The 23,277-nt window shown below is 69.8% G+C and carries 17 protein-coding genes and 1 pseudogene; 9 read left to right on the top strand and 9 right to left on the bottom strand.

From position 1 onward, the window contains the following. Nucleotides 1-2,598, bottom strand: a 2,598-nt coding sequence (secA, locus tag HMPREF0975_RS09965; protein WP_009234035.1) for a preprotein translocase subunit SecA, incomplete at its 3' end; no start/stop codon positions are given. A 291-nt stretch (nt 2,599-2,889) separates the two neighbouring features. Here secA and HMPREF0975_RS09960 point away from each other — a divergent pair. Together HMPREF0975_RS09960 and hpf are read left to right on the top strand one after the other, a co-directional pair. Then, a complete protein-coding gene (locus HMPREF0975_RS09960; protein WP_198009172.1) occupies nt 2,890-3,975 on the top strand; it encodes a ComF family protein in 1,086 nt (361 codons plus the stop codon). 214 nt (nt 3,976-4,189) lie between these two features. After that, nucleotides 4,190-4,840 carry a ribosome hibernation-promoting factor, HPF/YfiA family gene (hpf, locus tag HMPREF0975_RS09955; RefSeq protein ID WP_021609579.1) on the top strand — a complete coding sequence of 217 codons (651 nt, stop codon included), beginning with the start codon at nt 4,190-4,192 and terminating at the stop codon, nt 4,838-4,840. Between the two features lie 106 nt (nt 4,841-4,946). Here the strand turns inward: hpf and HMPREF0975_RS09950 are convergent, their stop codons facing one another. The 3 genes from HMPREF0975_RS09950 to mtrA form a co-directional block, all read right to left on the bottom strand. After that, on the bottom strand, nt 4,947-6,506 hold the full coding sequence (locus HMPREF0975_RS09950; protein ID WP_009234032.1) for a GerMN domain-containing protein: 1,560 nt from the start codon (nt 6,504-6,506) through the stop codon (nt 4,947-4,949). Between the two features lie 177 nt (nt 6,507-6,683). Continuing rightward, the gene (gene mtrB / locus HMPREF0975_RS09945; RefSeq protein ID WP_034473575.1) at nt 6,684-8,567 is read right to left on the bottom strand and encodes an MtrAB system histidine kinase MtrB; all 1,884 of its coding nucleotides are present in this window, start codon (nt 8,565-8,567) and stop codon (nt 6,684-6,686) included. Between the two features lie 34 nt (nt 8,568-8,601). Continuing rightward, on the bottom strand, nt 8,602-9,282 hold the full coding sequence (gene mtrA, locus HMPREF0975_RS09940) for an MtrAB system response regulator MtrA (RefSeq protein ID WP_009234030.1): 681 nt from the start codon (nt 9,280-9,282) through the stop codon (nt 8,602-8,604). 267 nt (nt 9,283-9,549) lie between these two features. Between mtrA and HMPREF0975_RS16190 the strand changes: the two genes are divergently transcribed. Genes HMPREF0975_RS16190 through HMPREF0975_RS09915 form a run of 5 tightly spaced genes read left to right on the top strand, consistent with a single transcriptional unit; the run spans nt 9,550 to nt 15,350 of the window. Further along, nucleotides 9,550-10,935, top strand: a complete 1,386-nt coding sequence (locus HMPREF0975_RS16190) for a membrane protein (RefSeq protein WP_009234029.1) — start codon at nt 9,550-9,552, stop codon at nt 10,933-10,935. A gap of 7 nt (nt 10,936-10,942) precedes the next feature. After that, on the top strand, nt 10,943-11,701 hold the full coding sequence (locus tag HMPREF0975_RS09930; RefSeq protein WP_009234028.1) for a DUF4129 domain-containing protein: 759 nt from the start codon (nt 10,943-10,945) through the stop codon (nt 11,699-11,701). After that, nucleotides 11,698-12,909 carry a DUF4350 domain-containing protein gene (locus tag HMPREF0975_RS09925; protein WP_009234027.1) on the top strand — a complete coding sequence of 404 codons (1,212 nt, stop codon included), beginning with the start codon at nt 11,698-11,700 and terminating at the stop codon, nt 12,907-12,909. Before HMPREF0975_RS09930 ends, HMPREF0975_RS09925 begins: the two co-directional genes overlap by 4 nt. Then, entirely contained in the window at nt 12,906-14,000 is a 1,095-nt protein-coding gene (locus HMPREF0975_RS09920; protein ID WP_009234026.1) for an AAA family ATPase, read from the top strand. Before HMPREF0975_RS09925 ends, HMPREF0975_RS09920 begins: the two co-directional genes overlap by 4 nt. Before the next feature lie 57 nt (nt 14,001-14,057). Next, the gene (locus tag HMPREF0975_RS09915; RefSeq protein WP_009234025.1) at nt 14,058-15,350 is read left to right on the top strand and encodes a DUF58 domain-containing protein; all 1,293 of its coding nucleotides are present in this window, start codon (nt 14,058-14,060) and stop codon (nt 15,348-15,350) included. A gap of 92 nt (nt 15,351-15,442) precedes the next feature. Here HMPREF0975_RS09915 and HMPREF0975_RS09910 read toward each other — a convergent pair whose 3' ends face one another. Then, the gene (locus tag HMPREF0975_RS09910) at nt 15,443-16,438 is read right to left on the bottom strand and encodes a stage II sporulation protein M (protein ID WP_049939740.1); all 996 of its coding nucleotides are present in this window, start codon (nt 16,436-16,438) and stop codon (nt 15,443-15,445) included. A 14-nt stretch (nt 16,439-16,452) separates the two neighbouring features. On the opposite strand from HMPREF0975_RS09910, the gene HMPREF0975_RS09905 reads away from it, so the two are divergent. After that, complete coding sequence (locus HMPREF0975_RS09905; protein WP_009234023.1) at nt 16,453-17,334, top strand: RDD family protein; 882 nt, start codon at nt 16,453-16,455, stop codon at nt 17,332-17,334. A gap of 45 nt (nt 17,335-17,379) precedes the next feature. Here HMPREF0975_RS09905 and HMPREF0975_RS09900 read toward each other — a convergent pair whose 3' ends face one another. Both HMPREF0975_RS09900 and HMPREF0975_RS09895 read right to left on the bottom strand, forming a co-directional pair. Then, nucleotides 17,380-17,625, bottom strand: coding sequence for a Trm112 family protein (locus tag HMPREF0975_RS09900; protein ID WP_009234022.1), 246 nt, complete (start codon nt 17,623-17,625; stop codon nt 17,380-17,382). Next, on the bottom strand, nt 17,622-18,056 hold the full coding sequence (locus HMPREF0975_RS09895; protein ID WP_034473583.1) for a DUF3499 domain-containing protein: 435 nt from the start codon (nt 18,054-18,056) through the stop codon (nt 17,622-17,624). Before HMPREF0975_RS09895 ends, HMPREF0975_RS09900 begins: the two co-directional genes overlap by 4 nt. Nucleotides 18,057-18,116: 60 nt before the next feature. Here HMPREF0975_RS09895 and HMPREF0975_RS16710 point away from each other — a divergent pair, with 60 nt between their 5' ends. Then, nucleotides 18,117-18,593: a metallopeptidase family protein gene (locus tag HMPREF0975_RS16710; RefSeq protein WP_009234020.1), complete on the top strand. Its 477-nt coding sequence runs from the start codon at nt 18,117-18,119 to the stop codon at nt 18,591-18,593. A gap of 110 nt (nt 18,594-18,703) precedes the next feature. Here the strand turns inward: HMPREF0975_RS16710 and HMPREF0975_RS09885 are convergent, their stop codons facing one another. Together HMPREF0975_RS09885 and HMPREF0975_RS09880 are read right to left on the bottom strand one after the other, a co-directional pair. Next, nucleotides 18,704-20,647 (bottom strand): DUF5719 family protein, encoded by a 1,944-nt coding sequence (locus HMPREF0975_RS09885; RefSeq protein ID WP_009234019.1) that lies wholly within the window; start codon nt 20,645-20,647, stop codon nt 18,704-18,706. Then, nucleotides 20,644-23,277, bottom strand: a pseudogene (locus HMPREF0975_RS09880) (glycosyltransferase family 2 protein); the annotation flags it as partial. The pseudogene HMPREF0975_RS09880 and the gene HMPREF0975_RS09885, both read right to left, overlap by 4 nt.

The raw sequence follows: 23,277 nt of genomic DNA, 5'->3' as shown, positions 1-23,277 counted from the left end.
GTTGGCCTTGGCCACCGCCTGAGCGGCCTCGGCGGTGCCGTCCTCGGCGGCGCGCTGAGCGGCTGCATCGAAGCGGGTGACGTTGGCGAAGATCTGCTCGACGGTCTCCTCGCGGATGCCCTCCATCATCGCCCGGAACATGCGGGCGCCCTCATTGGCGTACTCCACAAGGGGATCGCGCTGGGCCATGGCCCGCAGACCGATGCCCTCCTTGAGGTAGTCCATCTCATAGAGGTGCTCACGCCAGCGCTTATCCACCACGGCCAGAAGGATGCGGCGCTCCAGAGTGCGCATGGGCTCCTCGCCGAGCTGGGCGTGGGCCAGCGTATTGGCGTCGATCCGGGCCTCGGCGTCCTCGTAGGCCACGGCGACATCTTCGCTGAGCTCGTCAATGAGACGCTCCGGAGTCAGCGCATCCTTGCCGCCCAGGGCCTCAACGACCTCGTCCTGGGTCAGGCCCACCGGGTAGAGGCGGCCGAGCTCACCCCACAGGGCGTCCAGGTCCCACTCGTCGGGACGACCCTCGGCCGTACCGGCGTTGACGATGGAGGTGACGGCCTGAGTTCGGAAGGCCTCGATCTGGGGCTCGAGGTCCTCGCCATCCAGGACCCGCCGGCGCTCGGAGTAGACCTTCTCGCGCTGCTCGGTCATGACATCGTCGTACTTGAGAACGTTCTTGCGGATCTCGTAGTTACGCGACTCTACCTGGCGCTGGGCGCCGGCGATGCCGCGGGTGACCATCTTGGACTCCAACGGGACGTCGTCGGGGTAGGCGCCCGACGACATGATGCGTTGGGCGAGCCCGGAGGCAAACATGCGCATGAGGTCGTCCTCCATGGACAGGTAGAAGCGGGACTCGCCCGGGTCTCCCTGACGGCCGGAGCGGCCGCGCAGCTGGTTGTCGATGCGTCGCGACTCGTGGCGCTCGGTGCCCAGCACGTAGAGGCCGCCGAGCTCGACGACTTCGTCGTGCTCGGCCCGGCAGGCCTCCTTGGCCGCGGACAGGGCCTCGGGCCAGGCCCTCTCGTACTCCTCGACGTTCTCCTCGGGGTCGAGTCCGGCCTCCTTGAGGGCGGTGACCGCGATGTGCTCGGCGTTGCCGCCCAGCATGATGTCGGTTCCGCGCCCGGCCATGTTGGTGGCCACCGTGACGGCGCCCTTGCGGCCGGCCATGGCGACGACGGCGGCCTCGCGGGCGTGCTGCTTGGCGTTGAGGACCTCGTGGGGAATGCCGCGCTCGCGCAGCCGCTCGGAGAGGATCTCCGACTTCTCCACGCTCGTGGTTCCCACCAGGACCGGCTGGCCGGCCTCGTGACGCTCGGCGATGTCGTCGACGACGGCGTCGAGCTTGGCCTCGACAGTGGTGTAGACGAGGTCCGACTGGTCCTCACGGATCATGGGCTTGTTGGTGGGGATCGGGACGACGCCGATCTTGTAGGTGCCGGCGAACTCGGCTGCCTCGGTCTCGGCGGTGCCGGTCATGCCCGAGCGGGAGCCCTCGGGGTAGAGGCGGAAGTAATTCTGGAGGGTGATGGTGGCCAGGGTCTGGTTCTCGGCCTTGATCTCTACGCGCTCCTTGGCCTCGATGGCCTGGTGCATGCCCTCGTTGTAGCGGCGGCCGGGCAGAACGCGGCCGGTGTGCTCGTCGACGATGAGGACCTCGCCGTCGCGCACGATGTAGTCCTTGTCCCGGTGGAAGAGCTCCTTGGCCTTGATGGCGTTGTTCAGGAAGCCGATCAGAGGGGTGTTCTCGGACTCGTAGAGGTTCTCGACGCCGAGGTAGTCCTCGACCCGCTCGATCCCCGAGGACAGCACGCCCACGGTGCGCTTCTTCTCGTCGACCTCGTAGTCCTTGCCCTCGCGCAGGCGCTCAGAGATCGTGGCGAACTCCTTGTACCACTTGTTGACGTCCCCGGTGGCGGGCCCGGAGATGATGAGGGGGGTGCGGGCCTCGTCGATGAGGATGGAGTCGACCTCGTCGACGATGACGAAGGCGTGGCCGCGCTGGACCAGGTCCTCGGGGCGCTGGGCCATGTTGTCGCGCAGGTAGTCGAAGCCGAACTCGTTGTTGGTGCCGTAGGTGATGTCGCAGGCGTACTGCTCACGACGCTCGGCGGGGGTCTGCCCCACGAGGATGCAGCCGGTGGTCAGCCCCAGGAAGCGGTGGACACGCCCCATGAGGTCGGACTGGTACTCGGCGAGGTAGTCGTTGACAGTGACGACGTGGACGCCCTTGCCGGTCAGGGCCCGCAGGTAGGAGGGCATCGTGGCCACGAGCGTCTTACCCTCACCAGTCTTCATCTCGGCGATGTTGCCGCGGTGGAGGGCAGCGCCGCCCATGATCTGAACGTGGTAGGGGCGCATGCCCAGCACGCGGTCGGCGGCCTCCACGACCGTGGCGAAGGCCTCGGGAAGCAGATCGTCGAGTGTCTCGCCGTCCTGGTAGCGCTCCTTGAGCTCGTCAGTCATGTCGCGCAGTTCGGCGTCGGAGAACTCGCTGTACTCCTCGGCAAGCGCCTCGACCTGGTCGGCGATGGCATCAAGCTTCTTCAGGGTGCGGCCCTCGCCAATGCGAAGGATCCGGTCCACGATCGACACGCTGCATTCTCCCTTGGGACGTCTATTGCGAAGAGCCTCGGTGAGACGAGGCGGGGCCGAATCGGCTAAATCGGCTCAGGTCTCACCGGCTACCTGCCTCCGTACTCTAGTGGACCCGAGTGGACCGCGGTCTTTCCACCACCGAGATTCTTCCCACCGAGGACACGGGCCCACGGGTGACACAGCGGGCACGGGGCCACAGGACATGGGGACTCCTACCCGGCCCAACCCGTTGTGGACCGCGAGCGCCCGCGGGGGCGGAGCGGACGCATCCGTTCCACAGTGGAGGACATGACGCCCAGATTCCAGCGCGAGTCCCCTTATTATTCCGCCTGCCGCCGAGCGCCGCGCGCAAGAGTCTCCGGGACGCTCGCCGAGCTCCTGTTCGGGCTCCGGCAGGGGCTGTCTCTCGGAATACCGGTCTCCTGCGCGGGCTGCGGACGGTGGGAGACGGCGCTGTGCCCCCGGTGTCTGGAGCTGCTCGAGGGCGAGCCCTTCGCCGTGGATCACGCCGACGCCGCAGGCGACCTCGACATCCTGGCCCTGGCCGCCTATGCCGGGCCGGTGCGCACCATGGTCCTGGGGTGGAAGAACGGTTCGCGAGAGGACCTCTCCGAGACGATGGCGCGGGCCGGCCGTCACCTGGGGAGCCGGTGGGCGCGCACCCACCCGCCGGGTGAGATCTGGCCCGGGACGCCGGGGGACTACCCCGGTGAGGATCCGGCTACCGCCGTCGTCACAGCCACAAGCATGCCGGCCCTGCTCGTGGTCCCGGCCCCCTCCGGGCCTGCGCGCCGATTGCGCGGCCGTCTGGTGGCGGCGCGCCTGGCCGACGACGTCGCCCGGGCGATCGCTGACCAGTGGGCCCACCCGGAATGGGCCGACTCCTCGGTCCGGTCACCGCTCTCTTTGACCTCTGAGCCCATGCCCCCGCCGAGGGGGCCGTCCGCGCCGCTCGTGCTGAGCACGGATCTGCTGCGTCGTCGGGGCGGCGGGGCGCATCAGGCCGGGCGCTCCTCGCGTCAGCGGCGGGGCAATCGCTCCGTCGTCCCGCGTCTTCTGACTCCGGTGACCGGTCTGCCGATCGTGCTGGTCGACGACGTCGTCACCACAGGGGCCACCCTGGGTGCCTGTGCCCGGGCGATCGAGGAGGCCGGCGGTCGGGTGCTGGGAGCCCTGGCGATGGCCGCCGCTCCGCCTCCCAAGCGCAGGTATCTCACGGTTCCAGCCGGGACCGCGGCCAGAGGCGCCGCCGCGGCCTCTACTCGGCTCCCGGGGTCCGGGAAGGATCGCGACGATCGTTCCGGCGCGGGTTTGTCCGCCTGCGGCGATCAGGAGGCGCCAACGGGTGACGACGCGCTCGAAAAGGAGGCGTGAACAGCCCCATATGGTGTACCTTGTGTGGCACAACCCACAGGCGATTCCCGACGTCGACAAGGACAGTCCGCCGGGCCCCGCCTCGGTGCCTGAGGGCCCTCACGAGGTGACAGGAGGTGATGACACCAATCCCCAACCCGCCGTGAGGAGTGGCGGGTACTTGTCGCACACGGTCCGTCAGGACCGGCCCACGAGCCCAGAAAGAGGTTCCACCATGGATATCACCGTCGTCGGTCGTAACGCCGAGATCAGCTCTCGTCTGCGCGACTACGTCGAGGACAAGGCCGTCAAGGTAGAGCAGTTCGACCCCCGGGTCCAGCGAGTCGAGGTGGAGGTCACCCACGAGCGCAACCCACGTCAGGCCGACACCGCCGAGAGAGTGGAGATCACCGTCGTCTCCAAGGGCCCGATCATTCGGGCAGAGGCGTCCTCCTCGGATCGCTTCGCCGCTTTTGATATCGCCATGGGGAAGCTGACCGAGCGCCTTCGCCGGGCCCGGGACCGCAAGAAAGACCACCACCGCCGCTACGCAGTGGCCACCCCGAACGAGGAGTCCCAGGCGGCACCGGCTCCGGAGGAGCCCCAGGTCCCCGAGACCGGTGACGCGCCGATCGAGGACTCCCCTTCCGCCCCCACCGAGCCCGGCGTCGCGGTCGAGGCCCAGCTCGGGGACTCCCCGGTGATCGTGCGCCAGAAGCTGCACGAGGCCAAACCGATGACCGTCGACGAGGCCCTCTACCAGATGGAGCTCGTGGGGCACCCCTTCTACCTGTTCATCGAGAAGTCCTCCAAGCAGCCCTGCGCCGTCTACCACCGCCACGGGTGGACCTACGGCGTCATCCGCCTAGACGCGCAGGTGCTCTAGCCCCGACCCTCATCTGATTCCGGGCGCTCCACGGTCTGGTTGGACCGGGGGCGCCCGGAGCTGCACGATCGGGACGTCGCAAGGCCGCCGAGTGCAGAGGACCGGTTCAGGGCAGCGGGAAGGAGGGGTCAGTGACCTCCGAGGTGAGCACCCGCCACATCGCCCCGCGGCGCTGCCAGGTCTTTCCCCCCTCACCAATGAGGATGAGGGACTCCTCGGAACGGTCGGAGACGACGGACCGGGCCTCGCGCACACCCACGAGCGTGTTGACCGCACCGCCGATCTGGATGAGGCGCACCTCGGGCACACCACCCCCCTCGCCGCTGACGCCGGCCAGGACGCACACGGCGTTGGGGGCGCACCAGGAGATGCCGCTCGTGCCCGCTCCACTGGCGCGAGGCATCTCCACGGCCGGCCCCAGTCCTGTGGGACGGCCGTCCTGGTCCCGGACGATGACGGCGACGGCGACGCGGCCGTCGGATCGCCGCACAGCGATCCGCTCGGACTCCACGGATAGATCGAAGGCGGTAATGGTGGTTTCCGGCAGCCAGGACGACGCCAGGGCGGCGCGCTGACCAGAGCCGTTGACGACGGTGAGCTGCCCCTCGGCCAGCAGCCAGACCCATCCGTGCCGGTCGCCCAACGGTGCGCCCAGTCCCCCGGCGCCCGCGGTGGGGTCCCCCACCGAGAGGATGACGCTGGCGGAGTCCTGTCCCTGAGGCAGACGCAGCAGGCTGGAGGCCGACAGCGCGTAGACGGTCCCATCCGCCCCGAGGCTCGGGCTACGGGCTTCGCCGGTCCCCAGGACCCGGTCGGTCGCCAGAGTGACGCGACTCGAGCCCGTGCCCCGCACGACGGCGCCCTCAGACATCCCCACGATGCCGCCGACCTCCGGAGCCATCGGGGTCAGCCGGGCGGGCGCGCCGAGGTCGACGGTGCCCGCGAGCACCCGGACCCGGTCGATACCGCTGATCTGGAGAAGGCTCTGCTCGATCTGGGCCACCATGAGCCGGCGAGCATCCTCCGAAGCGGGGTCGGAGTCCGCGCTCAGGTGGACGGTGGCGGTCCCGGCCTCGACGACAACGCCCCTGCTCGCGCGCTCGGCGTTGCGCGGGATGAGGCTGATGGCCCCATGGTGCAGCCATGCAGAGGGCCCTCCGAGCAGCCCGGAGAGGAGGGAGTCGGCCTGCGAGCTGCGCGGGTACCACCTCAGCTCGGAGACGAATCTGGCCCGGTCCCAAGACAGGAAGGCCAGCGCACTGACCGCGAAGTTCTGCATGAGCCGGGAGAAGGGCAGCAGGATCCCGTGGGGCAGGCCGACGATGCGCCACTGGCCGGTGGAGTTGGTGGCTAGGGAGAACTCGCCGACATAGGTGGCCCCCTCCTCGGCAGGGGTGAAGACACCCAGGGAGTCCAGGACCCCCACCTGCCCGGAGGTTACCGTGAAGGCGCCATCGGCCGCCACCGAGACCTGCGGCTCGGTCGAGCCGCTGTAGGCGCTCACCGTCTCCAACGGCTTCCACTGGGCGGCGGTGCGCTCGGTGAGGAACTGCTTGGCGGTGGCGAAGTCGTCGGAAAACCCGGCGATGGCGGCGCGCAGGAAGCCATTGACGACGTCCTCGGCGGAGTCGCCCTCGCCCGGCCGGGGCGGTTTCGATGAGCGCATCGGTGTCGGAGGCGGCTACTCCGGAGCGAGTGACTCCACTGGAGTTCGGCAGCGCCGTGCACCCGCCCAGGACCCCTGCGGCGGCGGCCGACAGCAGTCCCAGCGCACCGCGGCGGGTCAGCCGGCGCCCGGCGCGCAGCGGGCGTCCTTGCCGGTTCAAGCGGTTCAAGGGACGGTTCATCGGCGCCTGCCCTCCTCATCGGCCTCTTCGGGGGTGCGGGTGACCGGCTCCTGCCCCGGCAAGACGACGACGACGCGCCCGACGTCCTCGGTGACAGCGTCGTGACTCTCCCCGGCCAGGGGGATGTCGCCCAGAACGACGCTCTGGCGCGCCCGGCGTGTGGCCGGTGCGGGCCCCAACGGACCGACCGGGGAGAAGGACGACTCCTCGTCGGCCGGTATCCCAGCGCGGGCCACCGCCGGCGCGTCCTGGGGAACGAGCTCGAGAGGGCCGGGACCGGCCAACCTGCCCGGGCCGCCGTCGGCCCCCTGGGTGCGGGGCAGGACCAGAAGGAAGGAGGCGCCATCGGCCGGCCATCCCCAGGCCGACAGGCGTCCACCGTGCAGGCGGGCGTCCTCCATGGCGATGGACAGCCCCAGGCCGGTGCCTCCCAGGCTGCGCTTGCGCGAAGGGTCGGCGCGGTAGAAGCGGTCGAAGACCTTGGCGACGACGTCAGGGCTCATCCCGATTCCGTGGTCGCGCACGCGCACCGCCACCGCGTCGTCGTCCACGGCGACGGCGACGTCCAGCGGTTTGCCCTCGCCGTGCTCAAGCGCGTTGACCACGAGGTTGCGGATGATGCGCTCGACCCTGGTGACATCGACCTCGGCGGTGGCCGGCTCCTCGGGCAGGTGGAGGCGCAGCTCGGTCCCGGTGGCGTCAAAGTGGAACTGGGTGGTCTCGACGACGGTGTCGACCACCTGGGCGAGGTCGACCTCCTCCAGACGGAGCTTGACGTTACCGGAGTCGATGCGGGAGATATCCAGCAGGTCGGTGAGCATGGTCTCGAAGCGGTCCACCGAGCTGGACAGCACCTGGATGCTGCGCAGGGCGAAGGGATCGGAGATCTCCTCGCGCGCGTCCTGGATCTGCTCGGTGGCCAGGCGGATGGAGGCCAACGGGGTGCGCAGCTCATGGGAGACGTCGGAGACGAAGAGGCGCTGCACCTTGGACAGCGACTCCAGGCGTTCGATCTGGTCCTCCAGCGAGGTCGCCATATGGTTGAAGGATCTGGCCAGGGTGGATATCTCGTCCTCGCCCTCGATGCTCAGGCGCTCGGCCAGCAGCCCCGAGGCCAGGCGCTCGGCCGCCCGAGCGGTGTGCCGCACGGGGCTGAGCACCCACCGGGTGAAGGCCCACACCACCACGATGAGGATGGCCAGAAAGCCCAGTCCCCCGATGGTGATATTGCGCGAGGCCAGGGAGACAATGCGCTGCTCGCTGGCCAGGCTGTAGACGAGGAAGAGGTCGTATTCCCCGGCCAGGGGCAGACTCACCCGGGTACCGACGATGAGACCCGGGTCCGTGCCGCCCTCGTCATTGGGGACGGCCACCGACTGCCAGTACTGCGAGCGGGCCCCGCCCTCGTCGAGGGCCTTGGTCATCTCGTCAGTGATGAGGGAGCGCAGGCGGGTGTCCGTCTCCAGATCGTTGACCACGGTCGTGGAGGTCTCCTCCTGGTTGCGCAGCATGAGGACCCCCACGCCGCCAGAGGAGGAGATCGAGTCCTTGGCGCCGTTGACCTGCTGCTCCGCGGTGGCGGAGACCTCGTCGACGGTCACGGCGGTGGTCGAGTCGAACTCGGACTGGGCGACGCTGGCGCGCAGCGCGGCGTCGGCGAGGATGACGTCTCGCCGGTCGGCGAACACCTCCGATCGGATCCGGTCGGTGACGAATGTCAGCAGCAGGACGATGAGGAGCAGGCCGATGACGGTGGCGGTACACACCATGCGTACCTCGAGGCTGCGGCGCAGCAGCCCCGGCAGGGGCAGTCGCCGAACGACCCGGTCCTCCGCAGTGCCCACCGATGATCCCATCGACGTGCCCACTGAATTACGCATCGGGTTCATTGTAGGGCGCCCGATGCGCCGTCGCTCACGAGGATTCGCCGACCCTGTAGCCGACACCGCGCACCGTCACCACGATCGAGGGGCGCTCGGGGTCCTTCTCGATCTTGGCCCGCAGGCGCTGGACGTGGACATTGACCAGACGGGTGTCGGCCGGGTGCTGATAGCCCCATACCTGGCTGAGCAGCTCCTCGCGGGTGAAGACCTTCCAGGGCGAGCGGGCCAGGGTCACCAGCAGCTCGAACTCCAGCGGCGTCAGGGCGATGACCGATTCACCGCGCTTGACCTGGTGACCGGCGACGTCGATGTCGAGATCCCCGGCGCGCACATGCTCGGCCGCACCCGGGTTGGTGCGGCGCAGACGGGTGGAGACGCGGGCCAGCAGCTCCTTGGACTTGAAGGGCTTGGTGACGTAATCGTCCGCCCCGGCCTCGAGACCGGCGACGACATCCTGGGTATCGGTCCGTGCGGTCAGCATGATGATCGGCACGTCGGACTCGGAGCGGATGAGCCGGCAGATCTCGACGCCGTCGAGCCCCGGGAGCATGAGGTCGAGGAGGACGAGATCGGGGGTCACCTCGTGGAAGGCGTCCAGGGCTTTAGCCCCGTCATGACAAAGGGTGGGCGTGTAGCTCTCCGACTCCAACATGATGCCGATCATCTCGGCCAGGGATGCATCGTCGTCGACGACCAGAATGCGCGTGCTCATAGCCCGTATCTTGGCATGCGCCCCGGGAGCCAAGGGACATCTAGGACATCGAGACGACATTCACACTTCCCTCAGGTTTTTAAGAGAATCCCTTCAGTTACGGGAAAAAGCGGCATCACCGCACACAGGAGCCGGAATTATTGCGGCCAAACCGTAATCTTCGATGGCCGCCTGCGAGCCCGTTTCCGAGGGTCCGCTCGGCTCTCTCCACGATTTCCTCCTCCAGGGGGAGGGCGCTCAAAGGGGTGGGCATGACAGCATGGACTTATGAGCACTGACTCCCATCCCGACGACCTCAACCCGAGCGGCGAGCCGAACCGCGGGGGTGCCGCCGCCTCCGGCGGCGGCTTCGTCGGAGGCGACCAGGACGGGTGGCAGGCCCCCGACTCCGGAGCGTCCGCAGGCACCTCGCCCTATCCATCGCAGGGATATTCCGGCTACGGCGATTACCAGACGCCGCCCGTGGGTCAGCCCGGTTCTGCCCCCGGCTATCCGCCCAACGCCCCCGGAGGTCCTCCCGGAGGCGGTGCCGGATACGGCCCCTACCCCGGCGCACCTGGGGGTCCCGGAGGTCCTGGGGGTCCCGGAGGTCCTGGGGGTCCTGGCGCTCCCGGGAATCCCGGCGCCGCCGGGTATCCGGGTTACGGCGGCTACGCGTCGGTTCTGGCCCCCAAGCCGTCAATCATTCCGCTGCGGCCGCTGTCCATCGGGGAGATCCTCGGTGGCGCCTTCGAGTCGCTGCGTGCCAACCCCAAGGCGATGTTCGTCCCTTCCCTGGTGGTGATGAGCATCGTGGGACTCCTCTCCGCAGCCGGTTTCGCCTTCTTCCTCTCCCGGCTCAACCTGCCGGGCCTGACCACGTCCCCCGACCAGTTCAGTGAGGACGATCTGGATCTGGACAAGCTCTGGTCATCGTTGGTGGGCCTGTTCGTTCAGGCCGGCCTGACCAGCGTGCTGACCGTGTTCGCCACCTCGATCCTCACCGGTCTGCTCATCGTCACCGTCTCGCGCACCATCCTGGGTCGCAAGGCCTCCTTGAGCGACGTGTGGCAGCGCACCAAGCCGCGTGTGGGCGCTCTCATCGGTCAGACGATCATGATCCAGATCATCGTCAGCGTCGTCACGTTGGCCTTCCTCGCAATCGCAGCCGTCATCATCTGGGGGATCCTGGGTGGTTTCATCGCCAACGGCGTCGATGAGGATTCTGTCGGAACGGTTCTCCTCACCATCCTGCTTATCCTGGTACTGGCCCTCGTGCTGGGGCTGGCGGTCTTCGCCCTGACGTGCAAGCTGAGCCTGGCACCGGCGGCGCTGATCCTGGAGAACATCGGCGTCTTCGAGGGGATCTCCCGCTCCTGGGCACTGACGCGAGGATATTTCTGGCGAGTCGTCGGCATCCGGCTGCTCTCAATAATCATCATCGGTGTCGCCAGCCAGGCCGCCTCCTTCGCGCTGAGCTCCATCACCAACGGGATCATGCTCGCGGCACCGAACACGATGATCGCGATCATGACGATATCGATTCTGGTGAACAGCCTCATCCAGGCCGCGATCATGCCCTTCGACGCCTCCGTGGTCGCTCTGATGTACACCGACTTGCGGATGCGCTCAGAGGGTCTGGACGTTGAGCTCCGGCGCGCCGCCGGAGTGTGACCCGCCCGTGATACGCGTCATTCCCTCCGTAAGCCCCGCCGGCTCCTCCGGCTTCCTCAGTCACGCCGCCGGGGTGGCCTGCACCGCTGGCGCACTCGCCGCCAAGGCCCCTGCAACTCCCGACGCCGATGAGGCCCGGCAGGCCGCGAACAAGGAGCTCTCCCGCCCGATCTACCGCGACAGCCCCGACCTGTGGGATCGGTTCTGGGAGTGGATCAAGGAGCATTTCAACACCGGCAGCATGGTCCCCGGGGTTCCTTCCTGGGTCTCGACGGCGATCGTGATCGTCGTCGGCGCCGTCGTCATCGCGCTGCTGATCCTCCTGCTCACCAGGATCTCCTCGGAGCGCCGGGTGACGACGCCGTCGCTGTCAGTGCTCATTGACGACCGCGACGCCGACGCCCTGACCCGGGCGGCGGACGAGGCCGCCGAGCGGGCCGACTTCGCCACCGCCGTCGTCGAGCGTTTCCGGGCCATCATCCGCTCCCTCGACGAACGCGGGATCGTCGACGAGTACCCCGGGATGACGGCGATAGAGGCGGCCGCACTCACCAACCAGGCCCTTGGCGAGCACCGGGTCGTGGCTCCTCTGTACGAGGCGGCGCACCTGTTTGACGCCGTTCTCTACGGCCGGGTGGTCTCCACCCCAGCCCAGGACCAGCAGATGCGCGTGCTGGCCGCCCAGGTGGCCGAGGTGACGCCGCCCGCTCACCATGAGAGGACCGCCATCGACCACCTCTCAGCGCTCCCAGGGGCACCCGCATGAGTGCTCCCGTTCAGCAATCCCCGCAGTCTGCTCCGAGCACCTCCCAGACGGAGGCGGTCTCCGACCAGGTGACGAACTCGCACTGGTCTCAGCGATGGAGCCGGTGGCGTCCGGTCGTCATCGCCCTTGCCATCATGCTCATCCCCGTCCTTGTCACCCTGTGGACCAGGCCCGTGACCTCAAAGACTCCGCTGGCCATCGACAATCCCGAGAAGTTGGGAACGATGGCCGTCGCGGAGCTGCTGCGCCACGAGGGGATCTCCGTGAGCAAGGCGGACAGCGTCTCCAAGGCGGTGGAGGCGAGCAGAAACGGGGCGACCATCGCCGTGGTCAACGCCGACCGTCTCAGCCTCGCCGAGAGGAAGGCCCTGGCCCAGGCGGGCGGCGATGTCGTCATCGTCGGCGTCAGAGGCGGCAGCGATACCCTGAAGGGGCTGACGGATATGACCAGCAAGGGCGCGGCGTCCCCCGGCTCCACCATCCTGGAGCCGCAGTGCGGAGACGCGGACGCCCAGGCCGCCCGGAGCCTGGCGGGATCGCATGCCTCGGTGTCGCTGCAGGGCGACGACGACGCCGTCGGCTGTTTCCCGGTGGGAGAGGACCGTTACGCCTATGCCACCGATACCCTGCCCAGCGGAGCCGCACTACGCGTCCTGGCCGACCCCGGACCGGCTACCAATGCGCACCTGGCCCAGGAGGGCCACGCTGCCCTGGCCGTGCGCGCGCTCGGCCATCACGACCGCCTCCTGTGGCTGGACGGACAGCGCCTCGAGTCCCCCTCCATATGGAACTCCTCGTCCACGCCCACCTGGCTGCCGGTCCTCATCTTCCAGCTCGTCGTGATAGCGGGCACTCTGGCCGTCGTTCAAGGACGTCGCTTCGGCAGCCTCCTGAGTGAGGAGCTGCCCGTCGTCGTGCGCTCCACCGAAACCACGTTCGCGCGCGGCCATCTCTACCGCCGGGGCTCGGATCGTCCTCGAGCGGCCGAGGCCCTGCGCTCGGGCACGGCGCTGCGTCTGGGCATCGCCTTGGGGCTGGCTCCCGGGACCTTGCGTCGCGACGTGATCGCCGCCGTCGCCCAGGCCTCGGGCGTCGACCCCGTCATGGTGGACTCTCTTCTCTACGGTCCGCCGCCGACCAATGACAAGGCCCTGGCAACCCTGGCAGTTCAGCTTGACCAACTCGAGAGAGAGGTTCACTCCGCATGAGCACGGACAGCACCGACCCCACCCGCGACCTGGGCACCACGGGCGACGCGGGCACTAGCGCCCCTCACCCGCAATCCGACCGACCGGCGCCGGGCGCCCCGGAGGCACCCGGTGCCCAGAGCATGCCCAAGCCCGATGCCGGCGCCGACCCGCGCAAACGGTTGGTGGCCGTGCGCAGTGAGGTGGGCAAGGCCGTCGTCGGCCAGGAGGCCGCGGTGACCGGCCTGGTCATCGCCCTGCTCGCCGGCGGACACGTTCTGCTCGAGGGGGTCCCCGGAGTGGCCAAGACTCTCCTGGTGCGGTCGCTGGCCACCGCACTGGACGTGGAGACCAAGCGCATCCAGTTCACCCCTGACCTCATGCCCGGTGACGTCACCGGTTCCCTCATCTACGACTCCCGCAGCGCCCGGTTCTCCTTCCGAGCCGGACCGGTCTTCACCAACCTGCTTCTAGCAGACGAGATCAACCGCACCCCACCCAAGACGCAGTCGGCATTGCTGGAGGCCATGGAGGAGCGCCAGGTGTCCGTCGACGGCGAGCCCCGGGCCCTGTCGGATCCGTTCATGGTGATCGCCACCCAGAACCCGGTGGAGTACGAGGGGACCTACCCGCTGCCAGAGGCTCAACTGGACCGCTTCCTGCTCAAACTGGTGCTGCCCCTTCCCGAGCGGGCTCAGGAGATCGAGGTGCTCTCCCGCCACGCCTCGGGCTTCGATCCGCGCAACCTGGAGTCGGCGGGTCTCCGGGCAGTGGCCGGAGCCGAGGACCTGGCCCTTGCCCGCGCCCAGGTGAGCACCGTAGGCGTCACCCCGGAGGTACTGGCCTACGCTGTCGACCTCGTGCGCTCCACCCGCTCGATGCCGTCGGTGGCCCTGGGGGTTTCGCCGCGAGGGGCCACCGCGCTTCTGGCGGCGTCACGGGCCTGGGCATGGCTCGCCGGCCGGTCCTTCGTCACCCCCGACGACATCAAGGCCCTGGCCCTGCCCGCCCTGCGCCATCGCATCCAACTGCGCGCCGAGGCCGAGATGGAGGGCATCACCCCCCAGTCCGTCATCGAGTCAGTGCTGAGAACCGTTCCGGTGCCGCGCTGAGGCATCGGCGCAGAGCGTACCGAATCGATCACCCGACCAACTCACGACAGGAGTGGCATGTTCCTGACGATGCGCGCCGTGTGGGCGCTGCTTCCGGGGATCGCCCTGGCCATCATCGCACCGCGCCCGGCAACAGTGCTGGCCTGGGCCGGTGTCGTCCTGGTCCTGATCGTGATCGACGTCGCCTGCGCACCCTCGCCCCGCCTGTTGCGGGCCTCGCGCTCAGTGGGCCACGGAATTCGGCTGGGCGAGTCGATCACCTCGACCTTGACAGTCACCAACACCGGCCGGCGCACCACCCGACTCCTGCTGCGTGACGCCTGGCCCCCCAGCGCGGGGGCGGACCACGAGCGCGGGGGGATGACCATCCCGCCAGGTCAGCGCCGTCGCCATTCCACGGTACTCACGCCCCGACGCCGGGGCGACCGTGAGGCGGGACCGCTGACCGTCAGGGTCGCCGGCCCCCTAGGAATCGCGGGGCGTCAGGCCTCCCTGAATGTACCGGCCTGCCTCCGGGTGCTGCCGGCCTTCCGGTCGCGCCACCACCTGCACTCGCGCCTGGCCCGGCTGCGGGAGATGGATGGGCGCAGTGCGGTCATGGTGCGCGGTGAGGGAACCGAGTTCGACTCCCTGCGCGAGTACGTCGTCGGGGACGACGTGCGCTCCATCGACTGGCGATCCACCGCCCGCCGCGGCGAAGTCCTGGTGCGCACCTGGCGCCCGGAGCGCGACCGACGCGTTCTCATCGTTATCGACTCGGGTCGGCTGTCGGCGGCCCGACTGGGCGACGCCCCCCGGCTCGACGCCCAGATCGAGGCCACCCTGCTGCTGGCCGCGCTAGCCTCCCGCGCCGGCGACCGGGTCGATGTCCTGGCCCTCGACGACGCCGTCCGGGCCCAGGTGCGAGGCAGTTCCGGGCCTGTACTCATGACGGAGCTGGCCGAGCACCTGACCGACGTCGAGCCGCGTCTGACCGAGCTCGACTGGACACTGCTGGCCTCCCGGGTACGAACGGTGCTCTCGCAGCGGGCTCTGGTGGTCGTCATCTCCGCACTGGACGGCAGTGGAGGGGACGCGGCGATGATCCGAACGTTGACGACGCTGGCTCGCGACCACACGGTCGTCCTTGCCTCGGCGCTGGACCCCGAGTTGGAGGAGCTGCGGGCTGCGCGTGACAACACGGACTCCGTGTACGTGGCGGCGTCGGCGGAGAAGGATCTGGTGGAGCTGGACGCCGTGCGCCGCCGCCTGCGCCGCGGCGGCGTGGAGGTCGTCGAGGCGCCCGACCAGAGTCTCGCTCCGGCGTTGGCCGACTGCTACCTGGACCTCAAGGCGGCGGGGCGACTGTGATACCGAACCGTCATGGCGTTGCGGGCCGCGCCAACGGACCCGTCGCCCACACAGGATCAGCGCACCCGGGACCCGTCTCTGCGGAGACCCGGTCAGGCGGCCTCGGGCTGGACGTAGCCGGCCTCCTTCTCCTCGAGATCTCCCGTGACTCCCGCGGCGACGGCGGAGCGCCCCAGGACGAGCGTGTACGCCCACAGCAGCGCCAGCGCGCCGGTTCCGATGGTGATCTTGACCGGCCAGGCGATGGGGGCCGGGGTCACGAAGGCCTCGATGAAGCCGGCCAGGGCCAGGGCCGCGGTCAGGCCCACGGCCACCGTGATGAGGGCACGCCCCTCCGCAGCCAGGGCGGTGGAGCGACTGCGGGGACCGGGAACCAGCAGGGTCCAGAACAGCTTGAGGCCGGCCGCTCCCGCGATGAAGATGCAGGTCAGCTCCAGCAGCCCGTGAGGCGAGATGAGCGACAGGAACACGCCGAGCATGTCGTGGTCGGTCATAATCGCCCCTGCCTGCCCCAGGGCCATGGCGTTGCTGTAGAGCAGGTAGAGCGGCAGGATCCCCGTGACTCCGCCGGCCACGCAGATCGCCGCGATACGGGCATTGTTGGTCCACACCTGGGCCGCGAAGTCGGGGGCGGAGTAGGTGGAGTAGTAGGACTCGAACGCCTCATGGGCGTACTTGTCCAACTCCTCGGGGCTGCCCAGAGCGGCCATGGCCTCCGGGCTGTGCAGGGTCCACATCCCCACCACCAGAGCCAGTGCGATCTCGGCGACCATGACCCCGCAGGTCCACCAACGGATACGGTAAAGGGCCGCCGGCAGAGCCCGAAGCACGAATCGACGCACCGCGTGGGTCCTCACCTCCCGGGTTCCGGTCAGGCGGCCGCGGGCCGTCGCCACCCGGGTGGACAGTTCGGCGATGAGCTGCGGATCCGGTGCAGCCGAGCGCACCCGCGACAGGTGGCGGGCGCAGGTGCGGTAGAGGGTCACGAGCTCGTCGGCCTCGCCGCCGCTGAGATGCCGGCGCGATACGAGCACGTCGAGGCGTTCCCACTGGTCACGGTGCGCTGCGGCGAAGGCATCAAGATCCACGCAAGGAGTTTGTCATGGTGAACGAGTCGTCCACATCCTCCGAGCGGATGATCGAGCGCGAGCTCATGGTCACCGGTGAGGCCGTCGCACTGGAGGTCGTTCCCGCGACGGTCGTCAGTCGTATCTTGTCCGGGCTCATCGACTACACGGCTTATTCCGTGGGCGGGGCGATATCCCTGTTCGTGGTGATGATCCTGACGATCAACGAAAGGTCGGAGTTTGGTGACAACCTCGCTTTCATCAGAGCGATCATCTCCCTGGTGATCCTGGCCTGGATAGTCGTCATTCCCTTGCTCACCGAGCTGCTCAGCAGGGGCAGGAGCCTGGGCCGCATGGTGACCGGGACCCGGGTGGTGCGCGACGACGGCGGCACCGTCAGACTGCGCCACTGCCTGGTGCGAACTCTGCTCGCCGTGGTCGAGATCTGGCTGGCCTCGGCCGTGCCGGCCGTGTGCACCTCCGTCGTCTCCAAGCGAGGAAAACGGCTCGGCGACATGTTGGCGGGCACCTACGTGGTGCGCGACCGGCATCGCTCCTCCATGGTTCCGCCCCTGCTCATGCCCCCCGAGCTGGCAGGCTGGGCGGCGGGCACCGACCTGCGTGCTCTGCCCGGAGGTCTGAGTCTGACAGCACGGACCTTCCTGCAACGGGCGTCCAGCATGGATGCCGGGCCCCGGTCCCACCTGGGTCTCGACCTGGCATCCCAGGTACAGGCATACGTCTCTCCCCCGCCTCCTGCGGGGACGCACCCCGAGCGGTTCCTCGCCGCGGTACTCACCGAGCGGCGCAACCGCGAGCTGGTACTGGCGACCCGGGACCGACGCCTGGAGGAGGAGGTGCGCCGAGACATGGCGCGTCCGCCTTACGAGGTCGGCCGGGAGGCCCGACGGCGCTGAGGGGTCCTGCCGGAGCCGCGGTTCACGGGCCGGGCGAGGCGCGTCTCAGCCCCGGGGCACCGAGGTGCGCTTCGCCTCATGGACCAGGAGGATCGGGACCCCGTCGCGCACCGGGTAGGCAAGATCCACGGCCTGGGAGATGAGGACCGGGCTGCCATCATCGTCGACGCCGTCGATGAGCTCTTGCCCGCTCAGCGGGCAGCGCAGAGAGGTTCGCAGGGACGGGCTCAGTGCCGGGCAGGGTGTCGGCCGCTGCGGCTCGGGCCTTAAGCGGTCTATGCGCAGGCTCATGCATCGTCCTTCTGACCGCGCAGGACTCGAAGGTGACCGCGCCGCAGAATCTCGTCCTCGGCGACCTCCTGCGGGGGCGGCAACGGGGCTGTCAGGGAGGCAGGCATGATCCCGCCGGGCCGGGGCCGGTGCTCGGCAGGCGAGGCGACGGGGCGCGGGGCCCGGGAGGCCTCACGAACGGCGTCGGCCAGGGCCAGGAGATCGTCCTCGCTGGGTGGTGCCGGCTCGAACTCGGTGGCCAGGCGGATGATCTGCCAGCCGCGGGGGGCGGTGAAGGAGGAGACGTGCTTCTCGCACAGGTCGTAGGCCTCGGGCTGGGCCTCGGTGGCTAGTGGCCCCAGCACGATGGTGGAGTCCGCATAGACGGAAGTCAGGGTGGCCACGGCAGGGCGCTCGCAGCCGGGCTTGCGGCAGTGTCGGACTCTTCTCACGCCCGCAGGTTACCGTGCCGCTGCCCGGCGGTCATCTACAAGGAGCCTAGGCTGGCAGACGTGACCGACCTGTTCCCCTTCTCACCCGGGCGGATTCCGCCGCGATCCGCCGTCGCATCGGGACGGCGCCCGGCCGGGCGCCGTGATCGTCACGGCCGGGGGCTGCGCGGCCCGCTGCTACCGCCGCACCTGCCGGCCTGGCGCACCCGGGCTGAGCGCTTTGACGAGCTCGTCGTGGACTCGGCCCAGAGCCTGGCCAGGCGCTGGCCGTCCGTGAACCGGATCCAGTTCGCGGTCGAGGAGGTGCCCCCCTCGGACCCGGCGCCATGGGAGCGCTCCGTTGTGTTGGGGCGCGGTTTCACCGCCGAGCCGCGCGCAGGGCTGCCGGCGCGGGTCGTCATCTACCGGCGACCGGTGGCCTCCCGGGCCGCGGACGAGGCGGACCTGGTCGACCTGGTGCACCGTGTCGTCGTCGAGCAGGTGGCCCTCATGCTGGGCCGACGCCCTGAGGAGATCGACCCGGATTCCGGGATATGAACCGGCCTCGAGCCGGACTACTTTTACACTGCCGGGCAGAAAAACGTAGGACTACGTGAAGCATCAACATACCCGGCTCGGCGTGGGAAGTCCCGTCAGAGAGGGGAGAGTCATCCCAGCAGGATGCTGCGCTGGGCCCGGACGGAGGCGTCGGGCTGGGCGGGCACCGTGGAGATGAGAGTCCCGGTCAGATCTCCCCCGGCCTGTGCCGTCACGATCGTGGCGGCGGCCAGGCCGCTCGGCGTGCGCGAGATTCCCGAGGCACTCTCCTGCCCGGCCGCGCTCAGGCGAACAGTCGCGACCTCTGTCGGCACCTCGACGACGACGGCACTGCCCTTGGCGACGGCGACGTCCTGGCTCCAGGAGCCGTCGACGGAGGACAGGGTGACGGAGGTGGCGGCACCGCTGTTGGCCACGGTGACCGCGGAGGTCAGGGAGGACGCACGCGGCACCGCCAGGAGACCGGAGTCGGCGGCACCAGGCAGGGCGGCCTGCGCCCAGGCCTGGTCGTGGATGAGGGCCTGGGAGCGCTCCGGATACTCGCCTGCGCTGCGCACCAGGCGAACGGCGGCTCCCACAGGGGTATTCGAGGTGACCTGGACTCCGTAGACGCCTGCGGGCACGCCGGCCAGCGAGATGTCGAAGACGGAGCCGGCGTCAATGGCCACCGACTGCGCCCCCGCCAGGGGACGGGCCCCGTCCTTGCCGAGCATGGTCACCGACACGGTCGCCGGGGCCTGTCCGGGGTTGACGATGCGCACGGCCGGGGTGTCTGAGGAGTCGGCGCCGGTCGTGGCGTCGGGCACCTCCCCCTGGGAGGCGGGCTCGACGATCTCCACGCCGGGGACCACGAGGTCGGTGGCCGGGGCGGCTCCCGGGGTGATGACGTCGGTGCCGGCGGGGGTCTCTCCGTCGAGGGATTCGGTGACGAGGGTGGGTACCACGGAACCGCCGTCGGCCTCGATGGACACGGCGATGCGCGGATCCTGGCTGCCCTTCGTCTCCAGGGTCAGCGAGGAGGAGCCGCCCGCGGGGACGGTGATCTCACCGTTGCTGGGCAGGCTGAGTCGACCGATGGAGCCGTAGAGGCTGACTTTCGCGGTGGCCGGGGTGGCGCCGGGATTGGTCAGGCGCAACTCGGCCGATGAACCGGCCGCTATGGAGCCGCCCACGATCCAGGACATGGCCGATGGCTGGGTGCAGGGAGCGGCGGTGAGCCCCCGCAGGTCGCCGCTTTGGGTCAGAGTGGTCACGGATCCGACGGCGTTGGCCACCTGGCCGTCGGCAGGGACGAGGGTGAGGATCCCGCCATCGGCGGTGCTCAACGCGGTGGTGGCGTCGGCGGGGATGGCCGAGCCCGCGTAGTCGGCGGACTGGATCGCCCCGGCCCCGTCAGCAGGAATGATGGTGGTGGTCGACTCCACGGCGCCGACGTCGGTGCCCCGCAGCGTATTGGAGGGTGCATGGGGGCACACGTAGGTGGTTGCGGCTCCGGGCTCGGCCAGGCTGAGGGCCTCCAGCTGCGGAGTCGGCGTGGTCGGGGCGGCGTGCCCCCACCAGGTGACTCCTCCAACGGCGCCGGCGAGCGCGACCGAGGTCAGGATGCCGATCCCGCGGGCGATCGACTGCCACGCGCTGCGGCGGTGCCGCCTGGAGCCGGTTCGGCGCTTTTTGGGGGAGGCGCCGGGCCGTGCGCGCCCTGAGGCGTCCGTGGCGGAACCGCCGATGTCGTCGGCACCGGCCGTGTCAGCTGACTCTGCTGATTCTGCCGACTCGGCCGGTTCGTCGCCATCATCCGCCTCGGCGGAGTCCTGCCTGTCGGCGTCGCCGTCCCGACCGCCGCCTTGCTCACCATCCGGCTCCTTGGCCTCGTCTGAGGCCTCCCCGCCCCTCTCGACGTCGGGGTCGGTGAGGGGCCCCGCACCGGCCTCGCCTACAGCAGTGTCCTCAGCACCGGCCCGGTCCGTGACAGGGCCCGTCTCCTCATGCTCCGAGGGCTGCGACTCGACCCGGTCCTTCCGGGGGGCGGAGTCGTCGTCGCGGGGCTGAGTCATGAGGCCATTTCCTTTCCGCGTCGCAGGGGCAGCGCCGCAACCAGGCTCAAGGCCCACACGGTCCAGATCGTGTAGGTCAGTGTGGCGGTGGACCGGCGGGTGTGGGTCACCACCAGCTCTCCGGCGTCGGGACCGACGGCGAAGCCCTGCTTCCAGCCGCCGTCCTGATCGGGGACGGTGGTGGGCTCGAGGCGGCGGCCGTTGAGGGTGGCGGTCCAACCGGCGTCGGCCCGTTCCACCATGACGAGGGTACGGTTACCCGAACCGGCGGGGATCCGCGCACGGGTCCCCGAGCCGGCGCCGGTGGAGGCCACCGGGGTGGCCGCTCCGCCTGTGTCGAGAAGGCTCAGGCGGGCCGAGTCCGGGTGCGCCGATGACGTGACGCGCCAGGAGTTGCCCGAGGCCGTCTGGGCGAGCTGCTCGAGGCCGGGTGTGGAGGTCAGGCCCACGCGGGCCTCGGCAGTGACGGCGTCGCCGTCTTTGTCGGTGAGCAGGACAACGGCGATGCCGTGGGCCGCTAGGGCATCGGCGACCTCCTTGTCCTGGCCGGCGGTGGCGCGGGTGACGAGCTGGGCGAGTTCGGCGTCGGCCGGGTCCTCCAGGACGAGGGCAGGGTCCGGGGAGGGGATTGTGAAGACCGATATCTGGCCGGTTTCGGGCTTGAGCCGAGGGTCGTTCAGGGCGCTTGCGGCGCGGCTGCGCGCCTCGGCGTTGACCGCGCCGGGCAGGACGTCGCTGACCTGGGTGCCGGGCCCGCGCCAGATGGTGGCCTTGAGCCCCTCAGGGGTGGAGGTGAGCTTGAGGACCCGGCCTGCCGTGCCCGATCCCTGGAACTGCTCTGCGATGAGTGGGACCTGCTGAGTGGTAGAGCGCAGCGCCATGACCTGCGGGTTGTTGCCGCGGTGAGCCTGATGGGCCCAGATAGCGCCGACCATCACCGGGGCGAGCAGGAGAAGGCAGGCGGCAACCGCGAAGGCCGTCTTGAGCCGGCGCGAACCACCTGACCCCGAGCTCGAGCCGGCACCTGCAGAAGGAGCGGACGACTCAGACGACTTGGACGACTCGGCCTCGGTGTCCTTCCGGTTCCCGCGCGCCAGGGCCCTACGGCCGTCGGCGGCGCGTCGACCGATCATGCCCCAGATCGCCTCGCCGGCCGGCAGGGCCGCAGCAAGGAAGCCGCTCAGTGCCAGGGAGGTTCCGGCTCCGGCCCACCCGTTCACGGGGGCCAGGCCGTCTCCGGCAACATCACTGCCCAGCCCGGTGGGCGTGCGCAGCGAAAGCCCTGCCAGGACCAGACCGCCCAGGGCCATGAGAATGGCGATGCGGGCCACCCGGGGGCGCCGGGAGACGAACAGGCCAACGATGCCGAGGACCGGGACGAGCAGGAGCAGCACCCGGACCAGAACGCTCAGCGCCCCGGAAGGAACGACAGCGCCCATGGCCACCGGCGAACCGGCCAGCAGGTCGAGGCTGCTCGGAGTCGGTACGGAGACCGGCAGGCCGATGTCGGTCAGCAGCAGCCGGACGCCCTCGGCCCAGCCGTCCCTCTGCCCCATCCGCCACGCGCTCCACCAGGCCGGGGCTGCAGTGACCACCATGGGGGCCAGGGTGAGGACGAGCTTGAAGCCACGACGCGTCGTCACGGACAGCAAGAGGACGATGACAATCAACACGGCCGCGGTGGCAGGGACGGCCGCGACGACGACGCTCAGCAGCAGGCCGGCGACGGCGGCGGCTGTGGCCGACCCGTAGCCGTACTTCTCGGCCCGGGGCAGGTCGACCTCGGCCTCGGGTGCGGCCGGGTCGGGGGCGTTGAGCGACTCGATGACCTCTCGGGCCGTCGCCAGGGCCGACGCCGCCGGCCCGACCTTCTCGTCCTCCCGACCACGGTCATGACCGGGGCCGTCCTCGATGCCATCGGAGCCCCTGACGCCCTTGATACTCGAGTCGGTATCCGCTCCGACCGAGGCGTCATCCCGGGCGCGCGACTCCTCGCCAGAGCTCTGCCCCGTCTCCTCGAGCTCGTCGGCGCCCTCCTGCTCGGCGTCGAGACTCACCGCGGCCTGCGCCTCCTGGTCGAGGTGAGCCAGGTCGGAGATCTTCTCGGTGGAGAAGCGATCGAGCTCGGCCCGCTCCTCGTCGGTGAGCAGGTGCGCCCCCACGAGCCCGGACAGGACGAGGTCGCGGCGGTCGGCGCCCACGGCGCGCGTCAGCGCCAGCAGCGCCCAAGGAAGGACCAGATGGACCAGGAGGGCGCCAAGGCGCCCCTGCCCCAGGGCGAGCAGCAGACCGGGGGTCAGCGCCCACACGAGCGCGGCCCAGGCCCGCAGGACCACCTTCCGGGTCATGGTGCCGGCAGCGAACCAGGCTCCCAGGGCGGCGAGCGGTACGGCCAGAAGCACCAGGCCGCTGACGAAGGAGCCGGTGTCCAAACCGATGAGCCGGCCCAGTGCAGCCGGCCCGGCCAGAATGGCCAGCAGCGGGGTGACGCCGCCCGGGTAGCCGTCTCCGGTGGCGATCCAGGTGGTCCAGGCGGCGTCCCACATCTGCCGCCAGCCGCCGAACAGCGGGAGCGCGCCGCCGATGATGGAACGGGTGGGCAGCAGCCGGGCCAGGCCATAGGCGCTCAG

This window comes from Actinomyces sp. oral taxon 849 str. F0330, from assembly GCF_000239715.1.
GTDB classification, from domain to species: domain Bacteria; phylum Actinomycetota; class Actinomycetes; order Actinomycetales; family Actinomycetaceae; genus Actinomyces; species Actinomyces johnsonii.
Note: the sequence above shows the minus strand (reverse complement) of the source record. Positions and strands in the feature narration are given on the sequence as shown.